8 protein-coding genes are annotated in these 12191 nt (G+C 42.6%); 3 read left to right on the top strand and 5 right to left on the bottom strand.

The genetic code is table 11. The features are described from left to right. Nucleotides 1-138: 138 nt before the first annotated feature. Nucleotides 139-2955 carry a carbamoyl-phosphate synthase large subunit gene (gene carB / locus FO442_RS02510; RefSeq protein WP_144331557.1) on the top strand — a complete coding sequence of 939 codons (2817 nt, stop codon included), beginning with the start codon at nt 139-141 and terminating at the stop codon, nt 2953-2955. A 15-nt stretch (nt 2956-2970) separates the two neighbouring features. After that, complete coding sequence (locus tag FO442_RS02505; protein ID WP_144331556.1) at nt 2971-3243, top strand: hypothetical protein; 273 nt, start codon at nt 2971-2973, stop codon at nt 3241-3243. A 138-nt stretch (nt 3244-3381) separates the two neighbouring features. Here FO442_RS02505 and FO442_RS02500 read toward each other — a convergent pair whose 3' ends face one another. Then, nucleotides 3382-4182: a hypothetical protein gene (locus FO442_RS02500; protein ID WP_144331555.1), complete on the bottom strand. Its 801-nt coding sequence runs from the start codon at nt 4180-4182 to the stop codon at nt 3382-3384. Between the two features lie 183 nt (nt 4183-4365). On the opposite strand from FO442_RS02500, the gene FO442_RS02495 reads away from it, so the two are divergent. Beyond that, a complete protein-coding gene (locus FO442_RS02495; RefSeq protein WP_144331554.1) occupies nt 4366-5700 on the top strand; it encodes an APC family permease in 1335 nt (444 codons plus the stop codon). Nucleotides 5701-5806: 106 nt separating this feature from the next. On the opposite strand, the gene FO442_RS02490 is transcribed toward FO442_RS02495, so the two are convergent. The 4 genes from FO442_RS02490 to FO442_RS02475 form a co-directional block, all read right to left on the bottom strand. Next, entirely contained in the window at nt 5807-6262 is a 456-nt protein-coding gene (locus FO442_RS02490; RefSeq protein ID WP_144331553.1) for a hypothetical protein, read from the bottom strand. A 21-nt stretch (nt 6263-6283) separates the two neighbouring features. Further along, nucleotides 6284-6697, bottom strand: coding sequence for a hypothetical protein (locus FO442_RS02485; RefSeq protein ID WP_144331552.1), 414 nt, complete (start codon nt 6695-6697; stop codon nt 6284-6286). 354 nt (nt 6698-7051) lie between these two features. After that, nucleotides 7052-7405, bottom strand: a complete 354-nt coding sequence (locus tag FO442_RS02480) for a hypothetical protein (protein ID WP_186279841.1) — start codon at nt 7403-7405, stop codon at nt 7052-7054. Nucleotides 7406-7408: 3 nt separating this feature from the next. Further along, nucleotides 7409-12079, bottom strand: coding sequence for a T9SS type B sorting domain-containing protein (locus FO442_RS02475; RefSeq protein WP_144331550.1), 4671 nt, complete (start codon nt 12077-12079; stop codon nt 7409-7411). Nucleotides 12080-12191: the final 112 nt, after the last annotated feature.

Below are 12191 nucleotides of genomic sequence, written 5' to 3'. Positions count from 1 at the left end.
AAAACAAAATCGGTTTTGTACAAATCCGGATTTATTTCTGTAAATTTGCGCTCAATTTGTAGTATAGGTAGAGCCATTTACCGTGTTGCAAAGATTTGATTACAAAAATTACAAATTGAACTCTTAAAAAGCGCATAAATGCCGAAAAACAATTCCATTAAGTCCGTACTAATTATCGGTTCAGGTCCCATCGTGATTGGTCAAGCATGTGAATTCGATTATTCAGGTTCCCAAGCCGCTCGTTCGCTCCGCGAAGAAGGTATTGAAGTAACCCTGATCAACTCGAATCCGGCTACGATCATGACTGATAAGGTCGTTGCTGATAATGTTTACCTGCAACCGCTTGAACCGGAAAGCATCATCGAAATTTTGAAAAATCACCAAATCGATGCCGTGTTGCCTACAATGGGAGGACAAACTGCCCTGAACCTTGCCATCAAATGTGATGAAATGGGAATTTGGGAAGATTATGGTGTAGCCATTATCGGTGTTGACATTGCAGCAATTGAAATTACAGAGAACCGCGAAGCATTCCGTAACCTGATGGAACAAATCGGTGTTCCGATGGCCCCGCAGGCAACTGCAAAATCCTTCCTCGAAGGAAAAGAGATTGCACAGGATTTCGGGTTCCCGCTTTGTATCCGTCCTTCTTATACCTTAGGAGGTTCCGGTGCATCCATTGTATATGATCCGAAAGAATTCGACGGATTATTGGAGCGCGGATTACAATTGTCCCCGATCCATGAGGTCATGATCGATAAAGCATTGCTGGGATGGAAAGAATACGAATTGGAGCTCTTGCGCGACGCAAATGATAATGTAGTCATCATTTGTTCCATTGAGAACTTCGACCCGATGGGAATTCATACCGGTGACTCTATCACGGTTGCTCCGGCAATGACATTGTCAGACACTACTTTCCAGCGAATGCGCGATATGGCGATTATGATGATGCGCTCGATCGGGAATTTTGCCGGGGGATGCAACGTTCAGTTTGCGGTATCACCGGATGAGAATGAAGACATCATTGCAATTGAGATCAACCCGCGCGTATCCCGTTCATCGGCACTGGCATCAAAAGCAACGGGTTACCCGATTGCGAAGATTGCTTCGAAACTGGCTATCGGATACCACTTGGATGAATTAAGCAATCAAATTACAAAAACAACTTCCGCACTGTTCGAGCCAACCTTGGATTACGTCATCGTGAAAATACCGCGTTGGAACTTTAATAAATTTCCGGGAACTGACCGCCGAATCGGACTTCAGATGAAATCGGTAGGTGAAGTAATGGGAATCGGTCGTTCATTCCAGGAAGCCCTGCAAAAGGCGTGTCAATCGTTAGAGATCAACCGCAACGGATTAGGAGCTGACGGGAAAGAATTGACGAACCAGGATGCAATCCTGCACTCCCTGGAAAACCCGAGCTGGAACCGCTTGTTCCATGTATACGATGCAATCAAGCTGGGAATTCCGTTCAAAACGATCTTTGAAAAAACGAAAATAGATACGTGGTTCCTAAAACAAATTGAAGACCTGATCAAATTGGAACGCCGTATTGAGAAGTACCATTTGGGAAATATCCCGAAAGAATTGATGTTCGAAGCGAAACAAAAAGGATATGCTGACCGGCAGGTTGCACACCTCCTGCGTTGCCTGGAATCGGAAGTACACAACAAGCGCTCCGAAATGGGGATCAAACGCGTGTTCAAACTGGTAGATACCTGTGCGGCAGAATTCGATGCAAAAACACCATACTATTATTCCACGTTCGAATTTGAGAACGAAAGCTCGGTGAGCGACCGCAAAAAAGTGGTGGTGCTGGGTTCCGGACCGAACCGTATCGGGCAGGGAATCGAATTTGATTACTCCTGCGTGCATGGTGTATTAGCCGCGAAGGAATGCGGTTACGAAACGATCATGATCAATTGCAACCCGGAAACAGTTTCTACCGATTTTGATACGGCGGATAAATTGTACTTCGAACCGGTTTTCTGGGAACACATTTACGACATCATTCAGCACGAGAAGCCGGAAGGAGTAATCGTTCAGTTAGGCGGACAAACAGCTTTAAAACTTGCAGAAAAGTTAGAGCGTTACGGGATTAAAATTTTAGGGACGAGTTTTGATGCCCTGGATTTGGCTGAAGACCGCGGACGATTCTCTAAACTATTGGAAAAGAACAATATTCCTTTCCCGAAGTACGGGGTGGTGGAAAGTGCCGAACAGGCGATCGAGTTGTCGAAAGACCTTGGTTTCCCGCTATTGGTTCGCCCTTCGTATGTATTGGGAGGACAAAAAATGAAAATTGTCATCAATAAGGAAGAATTGGAACATCATGTCGTGGATATCATCAACGAAATGGGAAGCAATCAGATTTTGCTGGATCATTTCCTGGGTGGAGCGATCGAGGCGGAAGCAGATGCCATTTGCGACGGAAAAGATGTATACATCATTGGAGTCATGCAGCACATCGAACCGGCTGGAATTCACTCCGGTGATTCTTATGCCGTACTTCCTCCGTACAACCTGGGAGATTTTGTGATGCAGCAAATTGAAGACATTACGAAGAAAATCGCGGTCGAATTGAAAACAGTCGGATTGATCAATATCCAGTTTGCGATCAAGGACGATAAAGTATATGTAATCGAAGCGAACCCGCGTGCTTCCCGTACAGTACCGTTCATTGCGAAAGCATATGACGAGCCGTATGTTAATTACGCGACAAAAGTCATGCTGGGAGAAAAGAAAGTGAAAGATTTCAATTTCAACCCGAAAAAGGAAGGTTATGCGATCAAGATCCCGGTATTCTCCTACGAGAAATTCCCGGATGTAAAGAAAGAATTAGGTCCTGAAATGAAATCGACCGGTGAAGCGATCCGTTTCATCAAGAATTTGAAAGACCCGTTCTTTACGAAGATCTATTCGGAAAGAAATATGCATTTATCTAAGTAAGCATTAGAGATTAAAATGAATTCATTAAATCCTGAAATAGTACAGGCTAGTTTACCCGGTTTGTTTAAAACAATACTGATAATCCTGGGAGCATTGGTTTTGCTTCGGTTTCTGGGACGTGTCATGATTGCCAAACGAAACCTGGATGAAGAGCGGGCAAATTTGGCGCGTGAAAAGGAATTTGTTCGGGAACGGAACGAGAAACTGAAGAATTTCGGGAAAGTTTCTGTCTCCAAATCAACTCCCAAAGGCGATGTTCAGGATGTGGATTACGAGGAAATAAAATAAAGTCAAAAAGTTTAAACAGTTCAAAAGGTTCATTGATATTTTTCAGTGGACCTTTTGTTTTTTGAACCTGACATATCTTCCATTCAATGTCTATTCCGCTTCTAATCAGCTTTTTACCTGGCTGTAAAGTGGTTTTTTTCATTCTCCGATGGCGAAAAAATCATAGAACAATTCGAGCAACTCTTCTTTTACTTCCTTGTCTGTTTGTTCGGGTGGTTCGAACAGGGTTACGTCCTGGATCAGCAGCTTCAGGTTTCCGTTTTTTTCCCTTACGGCGATGTGCATGGTTTCAATTATGAATGAATCTGCTATTTCAAAATTGTACAGGGTATAGTAATGATAATCGCCCGGTTTTTCAGGCGGAGCGGCATTGGTATTCTTTTCCGCCTTCAAGTTGCTGAGTGACAAATATTCCAGGAACTCCATGAAACTTACTTCTTTGATCTTAAAGGATTCCTGGAGGTTATAGGTACGGGTATTGCTATAGACACCCGGGTTCTTTGCTTTTGAAGTTGCTGCAATGGCAAAAGCGCCAAGCAATAAAACCGGAACAACCATCTGTTGATGCATACACCCGATTTTAACTGGTTTGTAAAAATAAGCCGGAACAAGAATGACCAGGCAGAATAAGTCGGTATAGTCAATGGTCCGCTGGATTGGGTAAAAACCAAACAATTGATTCCAGCTGTCGATAAAACCGGTGCTCAAAGCGGATTTCCACCAGCAAAAAAGAAGGGCCGTTGAGAGGAAAATAACGGTTTTGAGACGATTTCCGAATAAGAAAGTAAAAAAGAAAACGAAGACGATGATGCCCCATAAATCAGAAAGTTTTCCACTTAAAAAGGACGGAGATACAGCCTTCAGGAAGAAGTCGTTCAGCAACAGGAAGAATAGTGCGAGCAGAAACACCCGGTTCAATAAGTAGTCGCTGTTTTTCATAAAGTTAAGATAAGAATAATTGCGAATTACGGATAATTGTTTTCGGGTATTTATTTTATCGTGTTGGTGTTTTGGTACGAGTGTGGGAAAAACAAAAGAAAAACCTGTTTTGAGGGGAGGCATATATGCTTTAATGTTTCATCAGTGGTATGATCTCCCTAAAAATAAGTATCTTGAAAGGATATGGAATCTAAAAAAAAGGAGAAAAAAGCACTTGGATTGGCAGAGTTAGTGGCCATTGCTTTAGGAGGAATGGTTGGCGGAGGTATTTTCACTATTTTGGGTGTTTCCGTTTCAATTATTGGATTTATGACCCCTGTGGCAATTTTAATCGGGGGAGTTTTCGCGCTTTTAGCGGCTTATTCATATGTGAAATTGGGAGTTTACTATAAAGACGAGGGAGCTACGTATTCTTTTTACAAGCGAACATACCCAAAAATTCCGTTTTTATCTTCAATGATTGGCTGGTTTGTGATTTTTGGTTATATCAGCACCATTGCACTTTACGCGTTTACTTTTTCATCGTATATGATCAGCGGAAGTGACCTGGCGGAAAGTATTTGGGCCAGAAAACTGATTGCAATCGGGGTAATAGCTGTTTTTGCTTTGATCAATGCCTGGAGTGTGAATGGGATGGGAAAAACTGAAGATTTCCTAGTCTATACCAAGTTGCTCATTTTGGCAGCCATTGCATTCATTTTTTTTCAAAACGGAACGATGCCGGTTTCAGAATTCTTTGGTAAGCTGCAGGTAGATTGGGAACAGAGTCATGTCATGAGCATTCTGATTGTATCTTCCTTAACCTTCGTTGCGTATGAAGGCTTTCAGTTAGTTATAAATGGTGTGAATGAAATGTCGCAACCGGAGAAGAAAATTCCCGGAGCAATTTACATTGCCGTATTCCTGGTGATCCTCATCTATGTGGTCATATCATTTGCGGCTATGTTAGCAATTCCATCGGAAGAAATTATTGCCAAAAAAGAATTTTCTTTGGCTGCCGGGGCAGGTAAAATTATCGGGATATGGGGAACCCGATTAGTTATTGTCGGTGCAGTTCTGGCAACAAGCAGTGCTATTTCAGGGACTTTATTTGGTTCTTCCCGGCAAATGGCTGTTATTGCCGGGGATGGTTTTTTTCCACGCATTTTGGCCCGGCGGAAGAATGGAATTCCCCGAATCGGAATTATTACGATGGCCGTTACAGCAAGTACTTTGATTTTAGTAGGAGGATTGGAATTAATCCTGGAATTTGGGAGTGTTACCTTTTTAGTGGTTTCTTTATTGATGGCAATAGCCAATTTCCAAATTAGAAAGCAGACGAATTCCTCTACCATTCTTACACTTCTGGCAATTCTTTGTCTGGCGACCGGAACGGTGCTCATTTTTTATTACGAATACACACACCAATGGGAACAATTACTATTTATCGTTTTCATTTACGTCATTTTGACTGTTTTTTCGTGGTTTTTTTCAATAAGAGAAAAAAGGCGTTTACACCGGGAAGAGTTCCCCAAGTGATTGCCTGATAAAAGTCTGCCGCTCTAACATAGAAAAAGAAAATGTCGGTTTTCAATGGTTTGCAATGAATATTTGTATCGGCTCATTAAAACCTGCTTGGATTCAATTACTTTTTCTTGGTACAGGTAAATTTTACTTCGGAATAGTAAGAGGAATTGTTGTTGTAATGAATATCCCCGTTAGATAAGACAAACGATTTTTTATCCCACTTCCAGGTTAGTTTTAAATCGTCGGAAGCTGTCGGATCGGACTCGGAATAAAAGTGTATCAGTTCGGTACCGGCCTCTAATATATAAGTTTCTTCTTCGTAAGGGTATGCAAATCCATTGTAATAATCAACTCCTCCCGGCACAACCATTTTTCCTTTCCCCTTTTTGTCAAATTCGACCGTAGCATAATGATCTTTTTTCGTGTAAGAAGGAGAAGAATTACTTCCATTGTACCAATGAGTAGATTCCATAAGTACATCCCATTCTCCTTTAAGGGATCTGTATGTTTGTTTTTCCTTACTGCAACCTAAAAGAAAAAGCATGGAAAAAAGGATGACAAAAGCATGTTTCATAACAAATTGATTAAGTGATTTTTATTTTTTCTTGCAGACGATTACATTTACAAATCCGGCATGTCCTATATTTTGACTTAAAGTCATTTGTGTTTTTTTGATATTCCAGGTTAAGTCATAAACCGCGCCCTCCCCATCAATAAACAAAGTCACAATATCTTTTGAGTTGGTGTAGGTAAACTGGAAACTACCGCTTGACTCCGGATCAGAGATTGAAAGTGCTCCCGAACCATCTTTTTTAAATTCAATAGTACCGCAATTAGCGCACAGGAAAATATTTTGACTGTTTACTCCTACAGGAGACCAGAAGTAACGTTTATATTCAATGATTTCCCATTTACCGCCCCCAAAATGTAATTTTCGTTTGATTTTAGCGGCGTCGCTGCAGGCGTAAAATAAAGTGCTTATTAATAGCAGTATTATGATTCTTTTCATGGTGATTGTTTTTAGATTAATTGCGGCAAAAGTACAAAAAAAAACAGGACATCAATCCGTCGGAAAAGATTTTGTATGACACCTGGAGTAATAGAGCACAGGTCGGATATGGTTAAGAAAAAGCGATAGCTTTGAAGAGTAAATCATGACAAACGTTAGTGCGAAGATGAGTTAGGATTAATGAAAATGTTATGGTTTAACACATGGTTTTACTGGGTTTCATCTCTTTTTGGATCAAATCCGAGGAGGTGAAGACCTTAAAACCGGAGTTTTAAAAAGTTCAATACTTCTCAAAAATGTGCAATAAATAATTCTGTAATCTGAAGCACGAGCAATTGAATTTTCTGAGGATGATTATAAATCGATCTGCGGGTCGTAACCATATTTCGTATCCTTTACCAATGAACTGTTCTCCAGTCTGATTGCGTTTCCGGGATCATGGTATTTCCAGCCCAATTGAATAGCTTGTTCAATAAGGGGACGGATCATTTGTGGAGTCACACTTTTAGGTGATTCGTTAAGATAACCACCATAAGCCCTGGTAAATCCAACAGAAACAAATAAAACCTGACCGCCTGAAATATGTTGTACGGGAATGGCATATACGGTATTATGTGCTTCGTTATGGGAAATTTTCTTCCGGATCTTCCAAAGGAAAATTTCTCCATTCACCATTATTTTACGCATTCTCTTTAGCGAAATGGCCATTTCTTAATCCTTTCCATAAACATGAATAAACCCATGCTTCACATATCCCGGTTCTTTCATTCCTTTGGGATAATAGATGTAAAAATAAACCCCGTCAGAAGCACCGCTTCCATCCCAATTGTTCAGGTAAGGACTCGCTTCAAACATCTTATTCCCCCAGCGATTGATGATGATAATCGCATTTCCCAATTGGGAATAGGCATCGTCAATAATGAAAAAGTCGTTGATCCCGTCACCGTTCGGTGTAATGATATTCGGAAGTTCATCGTCGCAATCTACCGCGTGGACAACCAGGGTGTCAGATCCTTCACAGCCGGCCGGAGTAATCACATTCAGGATCAGTTGCTGGTCAAAAGTGATCGGGATACTGGTGCTGTTTCCATAAGTAGTCCAATAGTATGTATTGTCGTCATTCGGGAAATAAAAAGTATAAATATCGTTGGCACAGAAAACCGTATCCGGCAAAATATCCAGGTTGGGAACCGGTGATAGGGGAATGAACAGCGTATCCATGTAAACACAACCCATATCATCCCAGGTTCTTAAATAAAAGTTACCGGAATTTTGCTGGCTCAAAGTAAAGGCTAGCGGATTGCTGTCAGAATTTCCGAATGGGGTGATCCACAATACACTGTCCGATGTCGTGTTGGCCGTCAGGTTTCCACTGGTTCCAGGACAATAGTTCGGGAAGTTGATTTGAGGGTTAAGATTATACGTAGAAGTGTGGACAATCAAAGTGGCAGTTTGTGTCTGACAACCGAATTCATCTACGGCACTGACCGTAATAGGTGAATAAGTCAGGTTTCCGTAAACAGTCAGTTCGTCATCGGTAATGGTCCCGAAAGTTCCGGTCCAGACAACGGAGCTCAGGTTATTGTTTGTCAGGTATGCAGTTTCGGAGTCAAAGAAACAAATATCCAGCGTGTCATCGGCAAGCTGCAGAACCTCTGGTGTAATAATGGCAACGCTATCCGTTTGAGTAAGACTGAAACACACATTGGAAATTTCGACTGAGAAAACCGGATTGGCGTTCAGTATTGCGAAGGGAATGGTAATCGGATTGGCGGATCCGAGTGAAACCCCGTTAGAGAACCATTCGATATTGTCTGTTGTGTTGACATGAAAAACTCCGTCTTCGTTGATGCATAAATTGGAATCACCGAGAATAGCAGGCAATGTCGGAGGAACAGAAACCGTAACCGATACCAGGGAGTAACTGAAGCCGCAAATGCTGTTCGGAGCAGTTTGTGAGATCAGGAAGCTGGTATCTTGCTGTACATTCGTCAGGGTGATGCTTGTACCCGTATAAACAGGTGTAGTGTCCAGGGAATACCAGATAATGGTACTTGCATTCGTGAGTGTGATATCATCTCCGGGGCAAATGGTTTGTGAGGCAATACTCGGCGGAGAACTTCCCGGAACCGTTGTCACGCTGATCGAATTGGTCTGTGCAGTACAGCCTGCACTGTTTGTAACCAATGCGGAATAAGTTCCGCTGTCAGTGGTCGAGTAGGAGTTCCCGGTAACTTCCCCGTTCATCCATTCGTAACTTCCGCTCGGATAAGATCCTGTAAATACTGCGGTATCTCCGAAACACAATACGGAATCGCTCACGGAAATAGAAGCTGTAAACGAACCGTTGACGATCACAATCGTGTCTGCAGCAGTGATACCACATTGGGTAATTTGGACAATGTAAGTTCCAGGTACATTGGTTGAAATGTGATCACTGGTGGATCCGGTGTTCCATTGGAATACCGCATTTCCGGAATAACTGATTTGGATATCGACCGTTTCATTGTTGCAGATAAGTGCATTTGGCACCACGGATAGGGAAGGTGTCGAGTACTCAAACACTTCAAAAGGAGGAGTTGTTAAAACACAGCCTTCAGCATCGGTTACATTGCAAACATAACTCCCTATTTCGGCTGTATAGCATTGCGAAGTGGTGGATAAGGTATCTCCGTTCGGACCGAACCACATGTATGAAACAAAGGTGTTCGGAACCATCATCAGTAAGGAATCAAAAGGGCAGATCACTGCATCTCCCGGAGAAGTAATATTCGGAGCGATTTTTACTCCCAGGTAATGGTTAAACGACATAAAAGAACTACAGCCGGTTACCGAATCCAAAAGTGTTCCGGTGTAATTGTACCAGCCCGGTGCATTCACTTCGATGCTGTCAGCATTATTGCTCCACAAAATATTGGAACCCGTCCAACTCAGATTCGGATTCGGATTGGAGGCTACCAGAAAAGTGGACTCATTCGGGCAGATCAGGCTTCCCCCGGAAATGGTCGTTCCCCAGGTCGGATTCGGATTGACGGTAACGTAAAACTGCCTGGTCGCAAAATAAACTGTCGTATCTAAGCCACAGATATTATCAAATCCTTTGATTACCTGGATGGTTACCGTATGCCATCCGCTGGAGGATGGATTGAAAACAGTTGCCGCAGTATCGTAATTGATATGAGAAACTCCGTCAATGGTCCAGATTACGGTATCGATCGGCGGATAAACGGAAGGATAGAAGTTTCCGCTTGGGTTGATGATCAGGTCTATCCCGTGAAATTCAACCGGGGTGTTTTGACATATAACAATAGAATCACCTGTAGGGCAGGTGGTATTCATAGCAATTGAAAGGGAAATGCTGTCAGGCGGATCGGCGTGATCCTGCTGAAAGGTAAAACTCCCGATGTTCATACAATATTGATTGGTAACCTGTACAAAGTATTGGTATTCCTGGTTCAACGTATGAGGTCCGGGGCCGTTGAAGGTAACCGCATTCCCGATTGTGGTTAAAGTCGTTCCGGGATCCAGGTTGGTGAAGTTAATAATGGCACCTTCGGGATAACAAAAATGATAGTTGTTGTATTGAGGACCCGGATTGTTCACATTAATTCCGTGGTCATCTGTCAGCAGGGGAAGAGTGGGGGTTTGTTCCTGGATGGCATAGATGGAATCCATGTCCATAAAACATTCATCGTCACGTTCATGCTGAACCCAATAGGTTCCTGTGGACGAAATGGTATTGATCGGGTTCTGGCTTCCGTCGTACCAGGTGCTGGTATAACTTGGTCCGAAATGCGAGTATGTCAGGGTTTGATAGAACAAATCCGCATTGCTGCAGAAATGGACCGTGTCCCCGATAACAGTGACATAATGAGCCGCTTCATTGGCATGGATGAAACCTACCAGCGAATCGGAAGCAGCACCGGCGAAATAATTATAGTTTCCGTATGTTCCGTTTACATGGTTCGTTAAAAAGGAATTCCGGCTTTGATCTCCTACCAGGTAAACATGATATGGTTCCAGGGCAAGGAAAGGATTGAAGGTAAAATTGTCATTTCCCAAAACAGCCGTTGACGGAACAAAGTTCAGATCGGAGGTATAACTTCCGCATAGTAATGGTTTGTCGGTCAGTTTAACTGCAACACCTTTTCCTTCGTCGTCCAATTTACCCCCGAATTGTTTGATGTACGTGCGCGAACCGCCATTGGATAATTTCATCAGGTAAGGATCTTTGAATCCAACTGAATTAAAGAGGGATTCCGTGCTATCCTGGATTTGTGAAAGATCACATTTGAAATAACCGGTTACAAAAATGTTGTTTCCCGGATCAATGGAAAGTGCCCTGGCAGAAAGTTCGTTTTGAGATCCCAATGTCTGGTTCCAGGTATACTGTCCGGTGTTACTGGTTTTCAAAACAAAGATTTGCTTATCATAAGGGTTTTGAATGGAATTGCTTCCATTTTGGTCATAATAAAGCATGTTTCCCAAAAAGTCACCTACGACAACGGCTTCATTGTTCAGGTTTATTTCCACGTCATAGGGAAGCACATAACCGGCCTTCATTAAATGCAGGAATTGTACCTGTCCTGCCGGATTCAGTTTACAGAGAAATCCTACATTGATTCCATTGTTGACATACGTGTTGGATGCAAAAGTCAGGGTGTTGGAAAACTGACCGGTGAAGAAGATATTGTTGGAAGCATCCACGGCAACAGAAAGTCCGCGGTCATCAAGATCCGCTGATCCGCTCAATGACCAAACCGGTGTTCCTCCTGAATCATACTTGGCAATGAATAAATCAAAAGAACCATTGTTGCTTGTAAAGGTAGTTGCACCGATTGTTGCCGTTCCCTGGTATTCACCGGTTAAAAGAATGTTGTTGGAGTTGTCTATTGTCACCTTGTAGGCGTTGTCAGGAGAACTTCCGCCTTCTTTTCTTGCCCAGAGTACGTTTCCTGCAGGATCCAGTTTGACAATGAAAATATCCTTTGAGTTTGAATTGGAAACCAAGGTAGTACTCCCGAAAGTGACACTTCCGAAAAACTGTCCTGTAACGACAATGTTCTGATCCGGTCCGACTGCCAGGTCAACAGCTTTGTCAGCGGCGAGTCCGCCGAATTGTTTAACCCAAAGCAAAGCTCCGGAGGTGGTATACTTCGCCACGTAAGCATCCGTATTTCCTTGGGAAGATGAAAGTGAAGTAGACGGGCCGAATGAGGTTTGTCCTGAAAAATAACCGGCAACATAAGACTCATTCAGACTATTCAATTCAATATCGGCAGCTTCATTTGTTGTTTGGCTAAAGGTACTGGCACCCCAGGTCTGTGACCATGTCCATGTGACGGAAAAACATAGGGAGCAAATAATGAGGATTAGCTTCATGGGAATAGGTATTTACCAGGTTAAGACGAGAAAAGAAACAAAAAGTTGGATGGACGAAGAAAAGGTTTTTCAACGCAGTTCTTGATTCTGGTCGCACAATCTGAATAATTAA

It is taken from the genome of Fluviicola chungangensis (genome assembly GCF_007558725.1).
GTDB lineage: Bacteria > Bacteroidota > Bacteroidia > Flavobacteriales_D > Crocinitomicaceae > Fluviicola > Fluviicola chungangensis.
This window is presented reverse-complemented; position numbering and strand designations above follow the sequence as displayed.